The sequence below is a fragment of the Serratia sp. MYb239 genome (assembly GCF_002966855.1).
In the GTDB taxonomy this organism is placed as follows: Bacteria; Pseudomonadota; Gammaproteobacteria; order Enterobacterales; family Enterobacteriaceae; genus Serratia_B; species Serratia_B rhizosphaerae.
The window spans coordinates 3,986,658-4,006,693 of sequence record NZ_CP023268.1 but is presented as its reverse complement, the minus strand read 5'-3'; the positions used below and the strand labels follow the sequence as shown (position 1 = coordinate 4,006,693).

Here is a 20,036-nt window from a genome sequence, read left to right as displayed (position 1 = left end):
ACATTGTGGAAAGAGGGATAAGATGGCAAAGCAAACTCCACTGTATGAGCAGCACGTGGCATGCGGCGCTCGCATGGTCGATTTTCATGGTTGGATGATGCCGCTGCATTATGGCTCGCAGATTGATGAGCATCACGCCGTGCGTCAGGACGCCGGCATGTTCGATGTCTCCCACATGACTATTGTCGATTTGCACGGCGCCCGCACCCGGGAGTTCCTGCGCTATCTGCTGGCGAATGACGTCGCCAAACTGACCCAGCCCGGCAAGGCGCTGTATACCGGCATGCTGAACGCTTCCGGCGGCGTGATTGACGATCTGATTGTTTACTTCCTGACGGAAGACTATTTCCGCCTGGTGGTTAACTCTGCCACGCGCGACAAAGACCTGGCGTGGATTGAACAGCATGCCGCGCCGTACGGCGTAGAGCTGCAGGTGCGCGACGACCTGGCGCTGATCGCGGTGCAGGGGCCGCAGGCTAAAGAGCGCGCGGCCATTTTGTTCAATTCGGAACAACAGCAGGCGGTGGCCGGTATGAAACCGTTCTTCGGCGTACAGGCCGGCGAGCTGTTTATCGCCACTACCGGCTATACCGGCGAGGCCGGCTATGAAATCGCCTTGCCGACAGAACAGGCGGCCGACTTCTGGCAGCGCCTGCTGGCGGCGGGCGTGAAGCCGGCCGGCCTCGGCGCGCGCGATACGCTGCGTCTGGAAGCCGGAATGAACCTTTATGGTCAGGAGATGGATGAAGGCGTATCGCCGCTGGCGGCCAATATGGGCTGGACCATCGCCTGGGAGCCGCAGGACCGTCAGTTCATCGGCCGCGATGCGCTGGAGCAGCAGCGCGAGCTGGGCACCGAACAGCTGGTCGGATTGGTGATGACGGAAAAGGGCGTATTACGTAATGAACTGCCGGTGCGTTTCACCGATGAAGCGGGCCAGACGCACGAAGGGGCGATCACCAGCGGGTCGTTCTCGCCGACGCTGGGCTTCAGCATCGCGCTGGCGCGGGTGCCGGCCGGCATCGGCGACCAGGCCATCGTGCAGATCCGCAACCGTGAAATGCCGGTGAAGGTCACCAAGCCCGGTTTTGTACGTGCCGGTAAGTCACTGATTGATTGATTTTATTTGAAGGAGCCGCGGGCGATGAGCAATGTACCAACTGAACTGAAATACGCCACCTCTCACGAGTGGGTGCGTAGCGAAGGCAATGGCGAATATGTGGTGGGTATCACCGAACACGCGCAGGAACTGCTGGGCGATATGGTATTTGTCGATCTGCCGGAAGTCGGCGCCACCGTTGCCGCCGGCGACGACTGCGCGGTGGCGGAGTCGGTGAAAGCTGCGTCCGACATCTATGCGCCAATCAGCGGTGAAATCATCGCGGTGAATGAAGAGCTGGACGGCTCGCCGGAGCTGGTCAACAGCGATCCTTACGCTGACGGCTGGCTGTTCCGCATCAAGGCCTCTGACGAAGCGGAGCTCGGCAAGCTGCTCGATGCCGCCGGTTATCAGGCGTCTATCGAAGAGTAATGGTTACCACGCCCCGCACGCTGACGCGTCGGGGCGTTTTAGTTATTAAGGCTACATCCCGTACCACGTAAGCATTCAGGAATTTGTCGCAATGACTCAGACACTCAGCCAACTTGAACACAGCGAAGCGTTCATTGAACGCCATATCGGCTCTTCTGCACAGCAACAGCAAGAGATGCTGGAGGCGGTGGGCGCCCGCTCGCTCAGCGCGCTGATCCAACAGATTGTGCCGGCAGATATTCAGCTGCCGGGGCCGCCGCCGGTTGGCGATGCGGTGACTGAACATCAGGCGCTGGCCGAACTGAAGGCGATCGCCGGCCAGAACCAGCGCTACAAATCCTATATCGGCATGGGCTACAGCTCGGTGCTGACGCCGCCGGTGATCCTGCGCAACATGCTGGAAAATCCGGGCTGGTACACCGCCTATACGCCGTATCAGCCGGAAGTGTCGCAGGGCCGTCTGGAAGCGCTGCTGAACTTCCAGACCGTGACGCTCGATCTGACCGGGCTGGATCTGGCCTCCGCCTCGCTGCTGGATGAGGCTACCGCCGCCGCCGAAGCAATGGCGCTGGCCAAGCGCGCCAGCAAGCTGAAAGGCGCCAACCGTTTCTTCGTCGCCGACGATGTGCACCCGCAGACGCTGGACGTGGTGCGTACCCGCGCCGAAACCTTCAACTTTGAGGTGATCGTCGATAAAGCGGAAAAAGTGCTGGAGCTGGAAGGAGTGTTCGGCGTGCTGCTGCAGCAGGTGGGCACCACCGGCGAGCTGCACGACTACGGCGCGCTGCTGGCCGAACTGAAATCCCGCAAAATCATCACCAGCGTGGCGGCCGACTTTATGGCGCTGGTGCTGCTGACCGCGCCGGGTAAGCAGGGCGCCGACGTGGTGTTCGGCTCCGCGCAGCGCTTCGGCGTGCCGATGGGCTATGGCGGCCCGCACGCGGCCTTCTTTGCCTGCCGTGATGAATTCAAGCGTTCGATGCCGGGCCGTATCATCGGTGTTTCCCGCGACGTTGCCGGCAATACCGCGCTGCGTATGGCGATGCAAACCCGCGAACAGCATATCCGTCGTGAAAAGGCCAACTCCAATATTTGTACCTCGCAGGTGCTGCTGGCCAATATCGCCAGCCTGTATGCGGTGTACCACGGGCCGCAGGGCCTGAAGCGCATTGCCGAACGTATCCACCGCCTGACCGATATTCTGGCGGCCAGGCTGCAGCAGGCCGGCCTGCAACTGCGTCACAACAGCTGGTTCGACACCCTGACGGTAGAGGTGAAAGACAAGGCGGCGGTGCTGGATCGCGCCCTGAGCTTCGGCCTGAACCTGCGCACCGATATTCACGGCGCGGTCGGCATCACGCTGGATGAGGCCACCTCACGTGAAGACGTGCAAACCCTGTTTGCGGTGCTGGCCGGCGACGGCCACGGGCTGGACATCGATGCGCTGGATGCGGCGGTCAGCGCGGCAAGCGCCTCCATTCCGGCGGCGATGCTGCGTCAGGAAGCGATCCTGACCCACCCGGTGTTCAACAGCTACCACAGCGAAACCGAAATGATGCGCTATATGCATCGTCTGGAGCGTAAGGATCTGGCACTGAACCAGGCGATGATCCCGCTGGGTTCCTGCACCATGAAGCTGAACGCCGCGGCGGAAATGATTCCGATCACCTGGCCGGAGTTCTCCGATATGCACCCGTTCTGTCCGCCTGAGCAGGCGACCGGCTACCAGGTGATGATCGGTCAGCTCTCCCAGTGGCTGGTGCAGTTGACCGGCTATGACGCGGTCTGCATGCAGCCGAACTCCGGCGCGCAGGGGGAATATGCCGGCCTGCTGGCGATTCGCCGCTATCACGAAAGCCGCAATGAAGCGGGGCGTCACGTGTGCCTGATCCCAAGCTCGGCGCACGGCACCAACCCGGCTTCCGCCCAGATGGCGGGCATGAGCGTGGTGGTGGTGGCCTGCGACAAGAATGGCAACATCGATCTGCACGATCTGCGCGTCAAGGCCGAACAGGCAGGCGCGGAACTGTCATGCATTATGGTGACCTATCCGTCCACCCACGGCGTCTATGAAGAAACCATCCGCGAAGTGTGCCAGATCGTGCATCAGTTCGGCGGTCAGGTGTATCTGGACGGCGCCAACATGAACGCGCAGGTCGGCATCACCACGCCGGGCTACATCGGTGCGGACGTTTCTCACCTCAACCTGCATAAAACCTTCTGTATTCCGCACGGCGGCGGCGGCCCGGGTATGGGGCCGATCGGCGTGAAAGCGCATCTGGCGCCGTTTGTGCCCGGCCACAGCGTGGTGCAGATTGACGGCGTAACCACCCAGCAGGGCGCGGTGTCCGCCGCGCCGTTCGGCAGCGCGTCGATTCTGCCGATCAGCTGGATGTACATCCGCATGATGGGGGCGGAAGGCCTGAAGCAGGCCAGCCAGGTGGCTATCCTTAATGCCAACTACATCGCCACCCGCCTGAAGGATGCCTATCCGATTCTGTACACCGGCCGCGACCACCGCGTGGCGCACGAATGTATTCTGGATATTCGTCCGCTGAAAGAGGAAACCGGCATCAGCGAGATGGATATCGCCAAGCGCCTGATCGATTACGGCTTCCATGCGCCGACCATGTCGTTCCCGGTAGCGGGCACGCTGATGGTTGAGCCGACGGAGTCAGAAAGTAAGGTTGAGCTGGACCGCTTTATCGAGGCGCTGCTGTCGATTCGCGCAGAGATGGAGAGCGTGAAGCAGGGGGCATGGCCGCTGGACGATAACCCGCTGGTGAATGCGCCGCACGTGCAGGCCGAGCTGGTGGGCGACTGGCAGCACGCCTACAGCCGCGAGCTGGCGGTATTCCCGTCCGCTGCGGTGCGTGAGAACAAGTACTGGCCGACCGTGAAGCGTCTGGATGACGTTTACGGCGACCGCAACCTGTTCTGCTCCTGCGTGCCAATCGGCGAATATCAATAACGCATAAGCGAACGCTGAACATCAAGGGACACCGCATTATGCCGTGTCCCTTTTTTATTGCGACGGCTTAACAGCCGCAGAGCAGGTGAATATCCTCGGGGGTGCGGGCGAACAGTTCGGCGAGCAGCCGGCATCACCGCCCGGCAAACCGTTATGCATCGTGCAACAGCGCGCTACGGAAGGAGAGGATATGCGCCTGCGCCGCGCTTTCCGCCGCGTCCGCATCCTGCTGCGCCAGCGCGGCGATAATCGCCCGGTGTTCGTCGATCACTTCCTGCATATGGCCCTGCCGGGACAGCGAGGTCGCCCAGAAGCGCTGGGCGCGTGCGTGCAGCACGCTGAGAATATCCGCCAGCATGGCGTTGCCGGCGATCTGCGCCAGCGCCTGATGGAACTCATGATCCAGCGTCATCATGCGCACCCGATCGCGCGCCTGGCAGGCGGCTTCGATCTGCTGGTTGATGGCCTCCAGGCTGGCGATCTGCGGTGCGCTGGCGCGCTTGCTGGCCAGCCGCATACACAGCAGTTCATTGGCCAGCCGCACGTCAATCAGCTCCAGCGCATCGTCGATCGACAGCGGTGCCACCATCACGCCTTTACGCGGGATCACCTGCAGCAACCCTTCATTCGCCAGTCGGTGGATCGCCTGATTGATCGGCGTGCGCCCCATCGCCAGATCGTCCATCACCTGCGCCGTATTCAGGTACTCGCCGGGCTTATAGCTCAGCGTCACCAGCGCCTGTTTAAAGCGTCGGTAGGCCAGTTCGTTCTGCGACAGGCCGGCTTCCTCTACCGTCGGGAGTTCCCGGCGCTCTGCGTCAACGGTCTTCACACTTTGCTCCTGCAACCAGAAAGTTTTTAGACATAGTACACAAAAACATGGCACGGAAATCGCTTATTTAGCAACTGAAGATATAGTGAAATTTCACTGGAATTTAACACCAAGGAAACAGATGCCATGCAACTAACCTTCACTTTACCTGATTCGGCGGGGGCTGAGGCGCTGAATGTGGCGATCGATCATCTGGTGATCGCCGGCTGGACCGGGCGCGACCATGAGGCCATTTTGCACCATATCAGGGAACTGGCGGAGCTGGGCGTGCCCCAGCCGAGTGCAATTCCGCTGTTTTATCGCGTGGCGGCCAATCAGCTTAGCCAGTGCGACAGCGTTGAGGTGGTCGGCGGCGCCAGCTCCGGCGAAGCCGAACCGCTGATCTTCACCCACCGCGGCGAGCTGTATGTGTCGCTGGCTTCCGATCACACCGACCGTCAGCTGGAGGCGCACAGCGTCGCGCTGTCGAAGCAGCTGTGCGTCAAGCCGGTTGCCTCTGCGGCCTGGCCGCTGCATGAGGTGGCGCCGCACTGGGACAGCCTGATTCTGCGTTCCTGGATCCGCGAGGAGGGGGAGTTTCGTCTTTACCAGCAAGGCACGTTGGCCGGCCTGCGCACGCCGGGGGACTTGCTCGAACGTTATCTGGGCGGTGTGCAGACGCCGGAGTGTCTGACAATGCCGCAACCGCCGGAAGGGCTGGCGATGACCTGCGGCACCCTGGCGGCGATCGGCGGCATCCGTCCGGCGGCGGAGTTTCGTATGGAGCTGGTGGACGAAGTGCTGGGTCGCACCATCAGTCACGCTTATCGCAGCGTTGAATTACCGGTGGTGGCGTGATGGAAAACTGGACATTACGACAGGCCGCCGCCGCACTCGCCAGCGGCGATATCACTTCTGAACGGCTGACCGCCGACGCGCTGGCGCGAATTGACGACCCGCAGGGGGAAGGGGCGCGAGCGTTTATCCGCGTGTATCACGACTGGGCGCGGCGACAGGCGCAGGACGCCGACCGCCGGCGTGCGGCCGGGCAGCCTCTCTCTGCGCTGGACGGCGTGCCGGTGTCGGTTAAAGACCTGTTTGACGTGGCGGGCGAGGCCACTACCGGCGGCTCACGGACGCTGATGCAGGCGCCGGCGGCGCAGCGTCATGCGGCGGTGGTGGCGCGGCTGCTGCAGGGCGGCGCGGTGGTGATCGGCAAAACCAATATGACTGAATTCGCCTACTCCGGCCTGGGCATTAACCCGCATTACGGCACGCCGGCCAATCCGTGGCGGCGGGAGGAGCGGCGAATTCCCGGCGGTTCCTCGTCCGGCGCCGCGGTGGCGGTCAGCGACGGCATGGGCTTTGGCGCGATTGGCAGCGATACCGGCGGCTCGGTGCGCATTCCGGCGGCGTTCTGCGGCCTGACCGGCTATAAGCCCAGCGCCAGCCGCATCGACATGACGGGCGTGCAGCCGCTGTCGCCGTCGCTGGACTCCGTCGGCGTGATTGCCCACGGTCTGGCGGACTGCATCGCGCTGGATGGGCTGATTGCGCGGCAGCCGTTGCTGCCGACCGCCCAGCCGTTGGCGCAGGCGCGCTTTGCGCTGCCGCAGACGCTGGCGCTGGATGAACTGGACGAGACGGTGTCCGCGGCGTTTCAGCGTGCGCTGCGGCGGCTGGCGCAGGCGGGCGCGCGGATTGACGCCCTGCCTTGCGATGAGTTTGCCGAACTGGCGGCGATCAACGCGGCCGGCGGCTTTACCGCGCTGGAGTCCTGGCAGTGGCACCAGACGCTGATTGCCGAGCAGGCGGCGGCTTACGACCCGCGGGTGCTGTCGCGCATCCGACGTGGTGCGGCGCTGGGCGAGCAGGACGGCCGCCGGCTGCGGGAGCAGCGGCTCGACTGGCAGCGGCGGGTGGCCGGTTCGCTGCAGGGCTACCACGCGTTGCTGATGCCCAGCGTGCCGTTTGTCGCGCCGACCATCGCCGAGCTGGAGGCCGATGAGGCGCACTACTTCCGGATCAACGGCGCCGCGCTGCGTAACCCTTCAATCATTAATTTCCTGGACGGCTGCGCGGTGTCGTTGCCGATTCAAGCGCCGGGCGAAGCGCCGGTAGGGCTGATGGTCGCCGGTCTGGCGCAGCAGGATGAGGCGCTATTGGGCTGGGCGCTGTCCGTTGAGCGCTGTCTGGCCGGCGCGTAATTTCCGGCGGGCGCGCCCGCCTCATAATGAGCTAACAGGAGAGTCCCATGACCGGAACCCCGAACGGAATGCTGTTTGTTGCAACCGATGTCGCCGCGCAGGATGAGGCGGATTTCAATCGCTGGTATGACCGTGAACACGTGGAAGAGCGGGTGCGCATCGACGGTTTTTTAAGCGGTGCGCGCTATCAGGCGCTGCAGGGCGGACGCAAATACCTGGGCCTGTATAAAACCGTCTCGCTCGACAGCTTTACCTCTGCGGCCTATCACGCGGCGTTTACCCGGCAAACGCCGTGGTCGGTAGCCAGCCTGGATAAAATGGTGGACCCGATGCGGCGGGTATGCGCCGTGGCGGCGGTCACCGGCTTTGGCTGCGGCAGCCACCTCGGCGTGATAACGCTTCCGGCGGAAGACGCCGCCGTGCTAACGCCGCGCGTTTCCCAACTGGGGGAAATGCTGTCCGCCGAGGCCGGGTTTGTCTGCAGCAGCCTGCTGCTGCCGGACGCGGCGCTCAGCACGCCGCTGCCGAAAGAAGCGCCGGATAACCGCACGCTGTCACCGATGCTGCTGATTGAAAGCAGTAGTGCCGAAGCTGGCGAGCGTCTTAACGCGCTGGCCTGTCAGCAGTTGAATATCGCCGCAGATGCCGTGCTGCGTTACGCCCTTGGCTGGCAACTTACCGCACAGGAGCTGAAATCATGAGCACTTCAACCACCGATACGCCGCTCGATAGCGCAGCAGCGCGCAGCGAGGCTGCGCCGAACACCGGCAAACTGGCGGCGGCCAGCTCCATCGGCACCGCGCTGGAATGGTACGATTTCACCGTTTACAACATTATGGCGGCGCTGATTTTTAATCACGTTTTCTTCCCTTCCTTCGACCCGCTGGTCGGCACCATACTGGCGTTTTCCACCTATGCGGTCGGCTATGTGTCGCGGCCGATCGGCGGTATGGTGTTCGGCCATCTGGGCGACGTGCTCGGCCGACGCTTTGTGCTGGTCACCACGCTGCTGATCATGGGCGCCACCACCGCGCTGATGGGCATGCTGCCTGGTTACGCCAGCTGGGGCATCTGGAGCCCGCTGCTGCTGGTGACGCTGCGCTTTATTCAGGGTATTGCGCTGGGCGGCGAGTGGGCCGGGGCGGTGCTGCTGGCGATGGAGCACGGCAAACCGCAACAGCGCGGGCGCAACGCGTCGTTTGCCCAGGTTGGCCCCTCCTGCGGGACGCTGGTGGGCACCGGGTTTATCACCGTGGTGACGCTGGCGATGTCGGCGGAGGACTTCCAGCAGTGGGGCTGGCGCATACCTTTTCTGCTGAGCCTGGCGCTGGTGGCGTTCGGCCTGTGGCTGCGGCGCGGCGTGGGCGAGACGCCGGCGTTTCTGCAACTGGCGGCGAATCGCGATGTGACGCACGCGCCGCTGCGTGAAGTCTTCAGCCACTATAAACGCCCGCTGCTGATCGCCGGCGGCTCGCGTATCGGTTCCGACGTGCTGTACGCGCTGGTGGTGGTGTTTACACTGACCTATGTCACTACGGTGCTGAACCTGCCGCGGCCGCTGGCGCTGGCCGCCACCATGCTGGGGGCGGTGGGCAATGCCATTACGGTGCCGCTGTTCGGTGCGCTGTCCGATCGTCTGGGACGGCGCCCGGTGTATATCGGCGGCGCGCTGGCGGCAATCGTCTGGGCCTTTGTGTTCTTTGTGCTGCTGGACAGCACGCAGCCGGTGCTGATTTGTCTGGCGGTGGTGGTGGGACTGCTGATTCATGCGGCGATGTACGGCCCGCAGGCGGCGTTTGTCACCGAACAGTTTCCGACGCGGGTGCGCTATGCCGGCTCGTCGCTGGCCTATACGCTGGCGGGGATTGTCGGCGGCGGCTTTGCGCCGCTGATTATCACATCGCTGTTTAAATCGTATGACAGCACGCTGGCGATCTCGGCCTATGTGACCCTGACGCTGCTGATCACCCTGTGGGCGGTGTTGGCGGCCAAGGAGACCGCCCATAAGCCGTTGTAACATCGACGCCGGGCGCACAGGCCCGGCGCTTTATCACTTCAGCCAGCCTTTACGCTGCGCGTCCTGCAGATGGTGCAGCAGATGTTGCCACAGCTCCGGATAGACCTCGGCAATCATCTCGTTGCGCGACAGCACCTGCTCCAGCGAGATGCCGTTCTCCACCCAGCTTTGCCCCTCATTATGCAGGTTCATCAGCATCGGCATGGTGCGGTCCAGCACCAGCGCAAAGCGCGCGTCGGCGGTTTCGGCATCTTCATATTCCTGCCATAAAGCGGTGAAATACTCGCGCTGTGGCTCCGGCAGCATGCCGAACAGGCGGCGCGCGGCGGCGACCTCCTGATCGTGAATGGCGGCGCGGGCGGCCAGGTCGTACACCAGCACGTCGCCGGCGTCGATCTCGACGATATCATGCAGCAGCGCCATCTGAATCACGCGCTGGATATCAACGTCCTTACCGGCGTAGGGCGCCAGGCTCATGGCGGCGATGGCAAAGTGCCAGCTGTGCTCGGCGGAGTTTTCCTGACGCTGGGTGCCCAGCACTTTGGTGCGGCGCTGAACGCTCTTGAGTTTGTCGATTTCCATCAGGAACCGGATGACTTCGGTCATGGCGCCAAATTCTAATGCGGGTACGGCAGATGACATGGTACAGCCTCGGTGTAGGTGACGTTAAAACCCAGCGATTGTAGACCAGCGGCGGGGGGATTTCGATATTTTCAGCATGTTACAAGCGTTCACATTTTTATTTTAGCGTACACGTGTACACTGGAATTATTCTCAGTTAAGCTGCTTTTGCGTTAATTTCACGCAATGCAGGCGTTTTTGAGGGCTGGAATATTATGGATAAAACGGACGTGGCGAAAGCCGGGACGCAGGCGGACAAGACGGCGAAATCGGCCTATCCGTGGGCGGAAGAGATCGCCAACAGCGTCAGTCACGGTATTGGTCTGGTTTTTGGCATTGTCGGCCTGGTGCTGCTGCTGGGGCAGGCTATCGACACCGGCGCCGGGGCGACGGCGATCACCAGTTATAGCCTGTACGGCGGTAGCATGATCCTGCTGTACCTGGCCTCAACGCTGTACCACGCCATTCCTCATCAGAAGGCCAAACACTGGCTGAAAAAATTTGATCACTGCGCCATTTACCTGCTGATTGCCGGCACCTATACGCCTTTCCTGCTGGTGGGGCTGGGGTCGCCGCTGGCGCGCGGGCTGATGGCGGTTATCTGGGGCATGGCGCTGCTCGGCGTGCTGTTCAAACTGGCGTTTGCCCATCGCTTTGAAGCGTTATCGCTGGTGACCTATCTGACTATGGGCTGGCTGTCGCTGATCGTCATCTATCAATTGGCGACGCGGCTGGATATCGGCGGCGTGACGCTGTTGGCGGTCGGTGGGGTGGTGTACAGCCTGGGAGTGATTTTTTACGCCTCCAAGCGCTGGCGCTTCGGGCACGCCATCTGGCACGCTTTTGTGCTGGGCGGCAGCGTATGCCACTTTATGGCGATTTATCTCTACGTCTGATGATTGCCGCCCGGCCGTGCTGCCGGGCGGCGAAGGTTACTTCTCTTCTGCCAGCGAGTAAGGCAGCGGCATAATGCTGAGTTCGCCGCCGGCGTCCTCGCGCAGCCGCAGCTTGCTGTCCGCCGCCAAATCGTTATTCAGCACCGCCTGCACCCACAGCGTACCGTCGGCCAACTGGCTGGCGGCCAGCACGGTGCCGGTACGGCGCCAGTTTTCCCCCAGCTGCAGTTCCAAATCGTCCGCAGCGGCCGGCACCCGGCTGCCTTTCCCGGCCAGCCAGTACAGCGCGCGTTTGTTGGCGCCGCGGAATTTGGCGCGCGCCACCATTTCCTGGCCGGTATAACACCCTTTGCTGAAGCTGATGCCGTCCAGCGCCTGCAGGTTGGTGGCCTGCGGGATCAGCTGCGCGCTGGTGGCTGCGTCGATGATCGGATAGCCGGCTTCAATATCCAGCGTCAGCCATTGGCGGCTGTCGTTTTGTTCGGCCTGCTGCTGCAGACGGCTGACCAGCTGTTCGGCGACCGCCGCGCTGGTCACCAGCAGGAAGCGTTCTGCCGGCTGGCTGAAGTGCAGCAGCGTGGTGTCGCCGTCCTGCGCCACCGGATGCTGTGCATCGGGTAACTGGCTGAAGACGTCCGCCAGGGCGGCGCGCGCCTGGAAGCCGGCCACGCCAAGCAGCACTGCATCGTTGTCGGCGGCGATGGTCACTTTTGAGAACACCGCGTATTTTTTGATCTCTGCCAACTGGCTGTCCAGCAGGCTGCGACGCTCCAGATAGGCGAAGCCCTCACCGCGCCGGAACAGGCGCAGGTTGCTCCACATTTTGCCCTTGGCGTCGCAGTGCGCGCAGAGAACGTGCCGATCGTCCGCCAGCGCCTCAACGTCGGCGGTAACCTGCCCCTGGAGATATTTCACCGTGTCGGGGCCATTCATCGTCACCAGCGCCCAGTCTTCCAGAGAAATCAGCGTCAATGGCAGATGGGAAGAGGCGGAAGGCTGACGAGGTGGAAAAGGAGTTGTGAACGTCATAGTCGGTTCCTGATTAACGTTATACCCGGCCGCGCTGCCGCTTTAATGATTCCGGGTATCCGGCTTACCTGAAGGCGTAGACCTACCATGGTAAAAGAGGGCGCAGGCTTTGCAAACAGTTATTCCGCCGCAGCGCTTTTTTTGCTATTTCGCGCTAACATTCTTCCCGCCGTGTATGTCAAATTGTTACTCTATACGCTTATGGCTCGTGCTACTCTTGCACATCGCTCGTGAGCCGACGGAATTATATTGCGCGTGTGTTGCCATACGGTGTGTCGGTTGAACCCTACGCTGGCTTTGCCACGCTGAACAGAGGTTGGTCATAACAACATGGATATTAATAACAAAGCGCGTATTCACTGGGCTTGCCGCCGTGGAATGCGTGAGCTGGACATCTCCATCATGCCGTTTTTCGAGCATGAGTACGATTCATTGAGCGAAGAGGATAAGGCGCTGTTCGTGCGTTTGTTGCAGTGTGACGATCCCGATCTGTTTAACTGGCTGATGAATCATGGCGCCCCGCAGGACGCTGAATTGCAAAGAATGGTGACGCTGATCCAGACGCGAAATAAAGACCGTGGCCCAGTGGCGATGTGATGTCCGCATCTCCTGGCGTACTCAGCTTATCTCGTTGTTGGCGCATGGCGCGCTGATATTGCTGATCCTGATTTCGCCGTGGCCGGAGAGTTACGATCCGGTCTGGCTATTGCTGCTGACGCTGGTGGTTTTTGAATGTATTCGCAGTCAGACGCGTATCGCATCGCGCCAGGGGGAGTTGCGCCTGCTCTCTGCGCCGCAGCGGGTAATCTGGCAAGGCAAGGAGTGGCGGCTGGTCCGGCGCCCATGGATGCTGCGCTATGGCATGCTGCTGACGCTGCAGGCGAGCGGAAAGCGTAAACGCCGGCGGCTGTGGCTGGCGTCGGACTGCATCAGCAGTGCGGAGTGGCGGCAGTTGTGCCAGCGGATGCGGCTGGTCAAGGATGAATCTGAAGGCTGAATTTGAGGGGCGCAGGGGCGCCCCGGACGTTTACAGCAGCGGCTCCATTTCCAGCAGGATCTGTTCGCACCATTGCTGCAGCCGATCTTCGCTCATTTCATATTGATTGACGTCATCCAGCGCCAGGCCGACAAAATGTTTGCCGTCGGCGGCCAGCGGTTTCGGGCTGGTGAATTCAAAGCCTTCGGTAGGCCAGAAGCCGATAAACTGTACGCCGAGCGGTTTGAGGTGATCGTGCAGCATGCCCAGCGCGTCGAGGAACCACTCGCCGTAGCCGAATTGGTCGCCCATGCCGTACATAGCGACGATTTTACCTTTAAGGTCGAGCGTGGCGATTTGCGGCCAGACCGCTTCCCAGTCCTCCTGCAGTTCGCCGAAGTCCCAGGTCGGGATGCCAAGAATCAGTACGGAATAGTCTTCCATCAGAGTGGGGGAGACGTCTTTCAGATTATGCAGGTCGACCAGATCCTCACCCAGAATTTCACGGATTTTTTCCGCCGCCATTTCGGTGTAGCAGGTGCTGGAGCCGTAAAACAGACCAATCTTCATGTTTAAACCGTTATGTTGCCGTTCATGGAATTGCAACCAGTGTACCATAAGGCATAATGCCGCAGGTTGAATCAAATCAAGAGGGGTTGGCGTGCAACAGCAGGAGAATGCGCTGGTTGAGCAATTTTTAGATGCGCTGTGGCTGGAACGTAATCTGGCTGAGAATACGCTCGCCTCTTACCGTCTGGATCTGCAGGCGCTGACGGCCTGGCTGGCCGGACGTGACCGCACCTTGCTGGACGCCGAGGCGCTGGATCTGCAGGCGTTTCTGGCCGAACGGGTGGAGGGCGGCTATAAGGCGAGCAGTTCGGCGCGGTTGCTGAGCGCTATGCGGCGGCTGTTCCAATACCTGTACCGGGAAAAACAGCGCGCCGACGACCCGACCGCGCAGCTGGCGTCGCCCAAGCTGCCGCAGCGCCTGCCGAAAGATCTGAGCGAGGCGCAGGTCGATGCGCTGCTGCAGGCGCCGTGCGTCGATCAGCCGCTGGAGCTGCGCGACAAGGCGATGCTGGAAGTGCTGTACGCCACCGGCCTGCGGGTGTCCGAACTGGTCGGCCTGAGCATCAGCGACGTCAGCCTGCGACAGGGCGTGGTGCGGGTGATCGGCAAGGGCGACAAAGAGCGGCTGGTGCCGCTGGGCGAAGAGGCGGTGTACTGGATTGAGAACTACCTTGAGCACGGCCGTCCGTGGCTGGTGAACGGACAGGCGCTCGACGTGCTGTTCCCCAGCCAGCGCTGCAAGCAAATGACCCGGCAGACCTTCTGGCATCGAATCAAACACTATGCGATCCTAGCCGGCATCGACAGCGAACGTCTGTCTCCGCACGTGTTGCGCCACGCGTTCGCCACCCATCTGCTGAACCATGGCGCAGATTTACGTGTCGTACAAATGTTGCTGGGGCATAGCGACCTCTCCACGACGCAAATTTACACGCATGTAGCAACCGAACGACTGAAACAGCTACATCAACAGCATCATCCGCGCGCCTGATGCGCCGGGTTCGAAAGGAATGGAAGAATGAAAAAAGGTTTAATGCTGCTTTCCCTGCTGGTGGCTTCGGTGACCGGTTCCGCACATGCCGATGATGCGGCGATCAAATCGGCGCTGGGCAGCCTGGGTATCAAGCAGGCTGACGTACAGCCATCCCCGGTGGCGGGGCTGAAAACCGTGCTGACCGACAGCGGCGTGCTGTACGTGTCCGAAGACGGTAAACACGTGCTGCAGGGGCCGCTGTATGACGTCAGCGGCAAAGAGCCGGTTAACGTGACCAATAAACTGCTGGGCGGCAAGCTGGACGCGCTGAAAGATCAGATGATTGTCTACAAGGCAGCGAAGGAAAAACACGTGATCACCGTGTTTACCGATATCACCTGCGGCTACTGCCACAAACTGCATCAACAGATGAAAGAGTACAACGATCTGGGTATCACCGTGCGTTATCTGGCGTTCCCGCGTCAGGGGTTGAACTCCCAGGCGGAGAAAGACATGCAGTCTATCTGGTGCACCGCCGATAAAGCCAAAGCGTTTGACGCGGCGATGAAGGGCGACGCGGTGTCACCGGCGACCTGTAAAACCGATATCAGCAAACATTACGAGCTTGGCGTGCAGTTCGGCATCCAGGGTACGCCGGCGATCATCCTGCAAAACGGCATGGTCATCCCGGGCTATCAGGGACCGAAAGAGATGGCGGCGATGCTGGACGCGCATCAGGCCGCCCTGCAAGCCGGTGGTTAATCACCGGTGAGTATGATCAAAACGCAATTACGCCGCCGTGAGGCGGCAAGCGACGCGCAACTGCCCGCACAATTGCACCCTTTGCTGCGCCGGCTGTACGCGCTGCGCGGGGTCAGTGAAGAGCGGGAGCTGGAACGCAGCGTCAAAGGCATGCTGCCGTGGCAGCAGCTGGACGGCATCGATACGGCGGTGGATATTCTGCAGCAGGCGCTGGCGGACGGCCGGCGCATCATGATCGTCGGCGATTTTGACGCCGACGGCGCCACCAGTACCGCGCTGACGGTGCTGGCGCTGCGCAGCATGGGCGGCGGTGACGTGCAGTATCTGGTGCCGAACCGCTTTGAGGACGGCTACGGCCTGAGCCCGGAAGTGGTGGAGCAGGCGGCGGCGCGCGGTGCTGAGCTGATCGTCACCGTGGATAACGGCATCTCTTCCCATGCCGGCGTCGATGTGGCGCACGAGAAAGGCATGCAGGTGCTGGTGACCGATCACCACCTGCCGGGCGAGACGCTGCCGGCGGCCGAGGCGATCGTCAACCCCAACCTGCGTGGCTGCGTATTCCCGTCGAAGGCGTTGGCCGGCGTCGGCGTGGCGTTCTACCTGATGCTGGCGCTGCGCGCCCGGCTTCGCGACAGCGGCTGGTTCGAACAGCGTGCGCTGGCCATGCCGAATCTGGCTGAACTGCTGGATCTGGTGGCGTTAGGCACCGTGGCCGACGTGGTGCCGCTCGACGCCAATAACCGTATTCTGGTGTATCAGGGGCTTAACCGCATCCGCGCCGGTAAGTGCCGTCCCGGCATCCGCGCGCTGCTGGAAGTGGCCAACCGCGAGGCGCGCAATCTGGCGGCCAACGATCTGGGCTTTGCCCTCGGCCCGCGGCTGAATGCGGCGGGACGTCTGGATGACATGTCGATCGGCGTGGCGTTACTGCTGAGCGATGATATTGCGCAGGCCCGTATGCTGGCCAACGATCTGGACGCATTGAACCAGACGCGTCGCGAGATAGAGCAGGGCATGCAGGCCGAAGCGCTGCAGCTGTGCGACCAGTTGGAGCGCAGCAGCACGGCCCTGCCTTACGGGCTGGCCATGTACCACCCGGAGTGGCATCAGGGCGTGGTCGGCATTTTGGCCTCGCGCATCAAAGAGCGTTTTCACCGCCCGGTGATCGCGTTCGCGCCGGCGGGCGACGGCATTCTGAAAGGCTCCGGCCGTTCGATTGCCGGCCTGCATATGCGTGATGCGTTGGAGCGGCTGGACACGCTGAATCCCGGGCTGATGATGAAGTTCGGCGGGCACGCGATGGCCGCCGGTCTGTCGCTGGAAGAGGCGCGCTTTGACGAGTTTCGCCAGCGCTTTGGCGAGCTGGTGGGCGAGTGGCTCGACCCGGCGATGCTGGAGGGCGTTATCTGGTCTGACGGCGAACTGGCGATGCAGGAGCTGACGCTGGAGACGGCGGAGCTGCTGCGCGAAGGCGGGCCGTGGGGGCAGGCGTTCCCGGAACCGACGTTCGACGGCAAGTTCCGCATTCTGCAGCAGCGGCTGGTGGGTGAGAAGCACCTCAAGCTAATGGTGGAGCCGCTGGGCGGCGGCCCGCTGCTGGACGGCATTGCGTTTAACGTGGACACCACGCTGTGGCCGGACAGCAGCGTGCGCGAAGTGGAACTGGCCTATAAGCTGGACGTTAACGAGTTCCGCGGCAACCGCAGCGTACAGTTGCTGATTCAGCACCTGTGGCCGTACTGACGGCAGCCAAAAGATAGCATTCAGGGGCGCCGCGCGGCGCCCTTATTTTTCCCTGGATAAACGCTATAAACTGTGCTCTGGATCCGTTAGAATTAACGGTTCTATGGCGATTGGGTCGCCTATATTCTCTCTGGTTCACGCCGCATTGCGCCGGTTCCCTTGCCGGGGGATATACAACCTCTAACGAAAGAACGCGAAAAATCATGTTTGAAATTAATCCGGTAAAAAACCGTATTCAGGACCTGTCTGAGCGTACCGCCGTTCTTAGGGGGTATCTTTGACTATGATGCCAAGAAAGAACGCCTGGAAGAAGTAAACGCCGAGCTGGAGCAGCCGGACGTCTGGAACGAGCCTGAGCGCGCACAGGCGCTGGGTAAAGAACGTTCGGCGCTGGAAGCCATCGTTGAGACAATCGACAGCCTGAAACAGGGCGAAGAAGACGTTAACGGCCTGCTGGAGCTGGCAGTTGAAGCCGACGATGAAGAAACCTTTAACGAAGCCGTGGTTGAGCTTGATCAACTGATCGTCAAGCTGGAACAGCTAGAATTCCGTCGTATGTTCTCCGGCGAATACGACAGCGCCGACTGCTACCTGGACATTCAGGCCGGGTCAGGCGGTACTGAGGCGCAGGACTGGGCCAGCATGCTGCTGCGCATGTACCTGCGCTGGGCCGAAGACAAGGGCTTTAAAACAGAAATTATCGAAGAGTCTGACGGTGACGTTGCGGGGATTAAATCCGCCACCATCAAGATTATCGGCGACTACGCATTCGGCTGGTTGCGTACTGAAACCGGCGTTCACCGCCTGGTGCGCAAGAGCCCGTTTGATTCCGGCGGCCGTCGTCATACCTCGTTCAGTTCGGTGTTCGTTTACCCGGAAGTGGATGACGATATCGATATCGACATCAATCCGGCGGATCTGCGCATCGACGTTTACCGCGCTTCCGGTGCGGGCGGCCAGCACGTCAACAAAACCGAGTCTGCGGTGCGTATTACCCACCTGCCGACCAACATCGTGGTGCAGTGCCAGAACGACCGCTCACAGCATAAAAACAAGGATCAGGCATTCAAACAGCTGAAGGCGAAGCTGTATGAATACGAGATGCAGAAGAAAAATGCTGATAAGCAGGCGATGGAAGACAACAAATCCGATATCGGCTGGGGCAGCCAAATCCGCTCTTACGTGCTGGATGACTCCCGGATCAAGGATTTGCGCACCAGCGTAGAAACGCGTAACACGCAGGCCGTATTGGATGGCGACCTGGATAAATTCATTGAGGCAAGTTTGAAAGCCGGGTTATGAGGAACAAAAATGTCTGAGCAACAACCACAGGGCGCCGATCAGGCGTCGGATCTCAATAACGAGCTGCAGTCACGTCGTGAAAAACTGGCGGCGCTGCGCGAGAACGGCATTGCGTTCCCGAATGATTTCCGTCGTGACACCACGTCCGACAAGCTGCACGCAGAATATGACAGCAAAGACAACGAAGAGCTGGAAGCGCTGGGCGTAGAAGTGACCGTCGCCGGGCGTATGATGACCCGCCGTATCATGGGCAAAGCCTCCTTCGTTACGCTGCAGGACGTTGGCGGCCGCATTCAGCTGTACGTCGCGCGCGACGACCTGGCGGAAGGCGTCTACAACGAACAGTTCAAGAAGTGGGACCTGGGTGATATTCTCGGTGCGCGCGGCAAGCTGTTTAAAACCAAAACCGGCGAGCTGTCTATCCACTGCACCGAACTGCGTCTGCTGACCAAGGCGCTGCGTCCGCTGCCAGACAAGTTCCACGGCCTGGCCGATCAGGAAACCCGCTATCGTCAGCGCTACCTGGATCTGATTGCCAACGAAGAATCTCGCCACACCTTCAAGGTGCGTTCGCGCATCATGTCCGGCATCCGCAACTTTATGGTGGGCCGCGACTTTATGGAAGTGGAAACCCCGATGATGCAGGTGATCCCGGGCGGTGCCTCCGCGCGTCCGTTTATCACCCACCACAACGCGCTGGACATCGATATGTACCTGCGTATTGCGCCGGAGCTGTATCTGAAGCGTCTGGTAGTCGGCGGTTTTGAGCGCGTTTTCGAGATCAACCGCAACTTCCGTAACGAAGGCGTATCGCCTCGCCATAACCCTGAGTTCACCATGATGGAACTCTATATGGCGTATGCGGATTACAAAGACCTGATTGAGCTGACCGAGTCGCTGTTCCGTACGCTGGCGCAGGACGTGCTGGGCACCACCAAGGTGCCATACGGCGATGAAGAGTTCGACTTCGGCAAGCCGTTTGAAAAACTGACCATGCGTGAGGCGATCAAGAAGTATCGTCCTGAAACCGACATGGCGGACCTGGATGATTTCGATAAGGCGAAGGCGATTGCCGAGTCTATCGGCATCAAGGTAGAGAAGAGCTGGGGTCTGGGCCGCGTAGTGACCGAGATCTTTGAAGAGACGGCGGAAAGCCATCTGATTCAGCCGACCTTCATCACCGAATACCCGGCGGAAGTTTCCCCGCTGGCGCGCCGTAACGATGAGAACCCGGAAATTACCGACCGCTTTGAGTTCTTTATCGGCGGCCGTGAAATCGGTAACGGCTTCTCCGAGCTGAATGACGCAGAAGATCAGGCGCAGCGTTTTGCTGACCAGGTTGCCGCGAAGGATGCCGGCGACGACGAAGCGATGTTCTACGACGAAGACTACGTGACCTCTCTGGAACACGGTCTGCCGCCGACCGCTGGTCTGGGCATCGGTATCGACCGTATGGTGATGCTGTTTACCAACAGCCACACCATCCGCGACGTTATCCTGTTCCCGGCAATGCGTCCGACGGCCAAGTAACCGGCCGCAGCCTTAATCAACCGGTGCGGGTGACCGCGCCGGTTTTTTTATGCGCAGCGCATGTTCAGAATAACTAACTGCTTAAAACATCGGCAGT

The 20,036-nt window shown here is 61.1% G+C and carries 19 protein-coding genes; 15 read left to right on the top strand and 4 right to left on the bottom strand.

What is annotated here, in order from left to right; translation table 11 throughout:
• The first annotated feature begins 22 nt into the window (after nt 1-22).
• From gcvT to gcvP, 3 genes are all read left to right on the top strand, one after another.
• Nucleotides 23-1,120, top strand: a complete 1,098-nt coding sequence (gene gcvT / locus CLM71_RS19180) for a glycine cleavage system aminomethyltransferase GcvT (RefSeq protein ID WP_105232406.1) — start codon at nt 23-25, stop codon at nt 1,118-1,120.
• A 24-nt stretch (nt 1,121-1,144) separates the two neighbouring features.
• Nucleotides 1,145-1,531, top strand: a complete 387-nt coding sequence (gcvH, locus tag CLM71_RS19175) for a glycine cleavage system protein GcvH (RefSeq protein WP_105232405.1) — start codon at nt 1,145-1,147, stop codon at nt 1,529-1,531.
• Nucleotides 1,532-1,622: 91 nt separating this feature from the next.
• On the top strand, nt 1,623-4,502 hold the full coding sequence (gcvP, locus tag CLM71_RS19170) for an aminomethyl-transferring glycine dehydrogenase (protein ID WP_105232404.1): 2,880 nt from the start codon (nt 1,623-1,625) through the stop codon (nt 4,500-4,502).
• A gap of 151 nt (nt 4,503-4,653) precedes the next feature.
• On the opposite strand, the gene CLM71_RS19165 is transcribed toward gcvP, so the two are convergent.
• Nucleotides 4,654-5,334, bottom strand: a complete 681-nt coding sequence (locus tag CLM71_RS19165) for a GntR family transcriptional regulator (protein WP_105232403.1) — start codon at nt 5,332-5,334, stop codon at nt 4,654-4,656.
• A 126-nt stretch (nt 5,335-5,460) separates the two neighbouring features.
• On the opposite strand from CLM71_RS19165, the gene CLM71_RS19160 reads away from it, so the two are divergent.
• The 4 genes from CLM71_RS19160 to CLM71_RS19145 are packed head-to-tail and all read left to right on the top strand — an operon-like array spanning nt 5,461 to nt 9,537.
• Nucleotides 5,461-6,171: a DUF2848 domain-containing protein gene (locus CLM71_RS19160; RefSeq protein WP_105232402.1), complete on the top strand. Its 711-nt coding sequence runs from the start codon at nt 5,461-5,463 to the stop codon at nt 6,169-6,171.
• Nucleotides 6,171-7,520: an amidase gene (locus CLM71_RS19155; protein ID WP_105232401.1), complete on the top strand. Its 1,350-nt coding sequence runs from the start codon at nt 6,171-6,173 to the stop codon at nt 7,518-7,520. Before CLM71_RS19160 ends, CLM71_RS19155 begins: the two co-directional genes overlap by 1 nt.
• Before the next feature lie 47 nt (nt 7,521-7,567).
• Nucleotides 7,568-8,221, top strand: a complete 654-nt coding sequence (locus CLM71_RS19150; protein WP_105232400.1) for a DUF4286 family protein — start codon at nt 7,568-7,570, stop codon at nt 8,219-8,221.
• A complete protein-coding gene (locus CLM71_RS19145) occupies nt 8,218-9,537 on the top strand; it encodes an MFS transporter (protein ID WP_105232399.1) in 1,320 nt (439 codons plus the stop codon). The genes CLM71_RS19150 and CLM71_RS19145 overlap by 4 nt, the downstream gene beginning before the upstream one ends.
• A gap of 33 nt (nt 9,538-9,570) precedes the next feature.
• Here CLM71_RS19145 and CLM71_RS19140 read toward each other — a convergent pair whose 3' ends face one another.
• Nucleotides 9,571-10,179, bottom strand: coding sequence for an HD family hydrolase (locus tag CLM71_RS19140; RefSeq protein WP_105232398.1), 609 nt, complete (start codon nt 10,177-10,179; stop codon nt 9,571-9,573).
• Nucleotides 10,180-10,373: 194 nt separating this feature from the next.
• Here CLM71_RS19140 and CLM71_RS19135 point away from each other — a divergent pair, with 194 nt between their 5' ends.
• Nucleotides 10,374-11,054: a hemolysin III family protein gene (locus CLM71_RS19135; protein ID WP_105232397.1), complete on the top strand. Its 681-nt coding sequence runs from the start codon at nt 10,374-10,376 to the stop codon at nt 11,052-11,054.
• A gap of 36 nt (nt 11,055-11,090) precedes the next feature.
• Here the strand turns inward: CLM71_RS19135 and ygfZ are convergent, their stop codons facing one another.
• Complete coding sequence (ygfZ, locus tag CLM71_RS19130) at nt 11,091-12,083, bottom strand: tRNA-modifying protein YgfZ (RefSeq protein ID WP_105232396.1); 993 nt, start codon at nt 12,081-12,083, stop codon at nt 11,091-11,093.
• Between the two features lie 330 nt (nt 12,084-12,413).
• On the opposite strand from ygfZ, the gene sdhE reads away from it, so the two are divergent.
• Nucleotides 12,414-12,680, top strand: coding sequence for an FAD assembly factor SdhE (sdhE, locus tag CLM71_RS19125; RefSeq protein ID WP_105232395.1), 267 nt, complete (start codon nt 12,414-12,416; stop codon nt 12,678-12,680).
• Nucleotides 12,661-13,080: a protein YgfX gene (locus CLM71_RS19120; protein ID WP_105232394.1), complete on the top strand. Its 420-nt coding sequence runs from the start codon at nt 12,661-12,663 to the stop codon at nt 13,078-13,080. The genes sdhE and CLM71_RS19120 overlap by 20 nt, the downstream gene beginning before the upstream one ends.
• A 30-nt stretch (nt 13,081-13,110) precedes the next feature.
• Here CLM71_RS19120 and fldB read toward each other — a convergent pair whose 3' ends face one another.
• Nucleotides 13,111-13,629 carry a flavodoxin FldB gene (gene fldB / locus CLM71_RS19115; RefSeq protein ID WP_105232393.1) on the bottom strand — a complete coding sequence of 173 codons (519 nt, stop codon included), beginning with the start codon at nt 13,627-13,629 and terminating at the stop codon, nt 13,111-13,113.
• Nucleotides 13,630-13,720: 91 nt separating this feature from the next.
• On the opposite strand from fldB, the gene xerD reads away from it, so the two are divergent.
• From xerD to lysS, 5 genes are all read left to right on the top strand, one after another.
• Nucleotides 13,721-14,620 carry a site-specific tyrosine recombinase XerD gene (xerD, locus tag CLM71_RS19110; RefSeq protein ID WP_105232392.1) on the top strand — a complete coding sequence of 300 codons (900 nt, stop codon included), beginning with the start codon at nt 13,721-13,723 and terminating at the stop codon, nt 14,618-14,620.
• Nucleotides 14,621-14,647: 27 nt separating this feature from the next.
• Nucleotides 14,648-15,364, top strand: coding sequence for a bifunctional protein-disulfide isomerase/oxidoreductase DsbC (dsbC, locus tag CLM71_RS19105; RefSeq protein WP_015673664.1), 717 nt, complete (start codon nt 14,648-14,650; stop codon nt 15,362-15,364).
• 12 nt (nt 15,365-15,376) lie between these two features.
• Nucleotides 15,377-17,107 (top strand): single-stranded-DNA-specific exonuclease RecJ, encoded by a 1,731-nt coding sequence (gene recJ, locus CLM71_RS19100; RefSeq protein ID WP_105232391.1) that lies wholly within the window; start codon nt 15,377-15,379, stop codon nt 17,105-17,107.
• A gap of 203 nt (nt 17,108-17,310) precedes the next feature.
• A protein-coding gene (prfB, locus tag CLM71_RS19095; RefSeq protein WP_105232390.1) for a peptide chain release factor 2 occupies nt 17,311-18,409 on the top strand; the annotation gives its coding sequence in 2 pieces (ribosomal slippage) (nt 17,311-17,385 and nt 17,387-18,409; 1,098 coding nt in all).
• A gap of 9 nt (nt 18,410-18,418) precedes the next feature.
• Nucleotides 18,419-19,939, top strand: coding sequence for a lysine--tRNA ligase (lysS, locus tag CLM71_RS19090; RefSeq protein ID WP_105232389.1), 1,521 nt, complete (start codon nt 18,419-18,421; stop codon nt 19,937-19,939).
• The last annotated feature ends 97 nt before the right edge of the window (nt 19,940-20,036 follow it).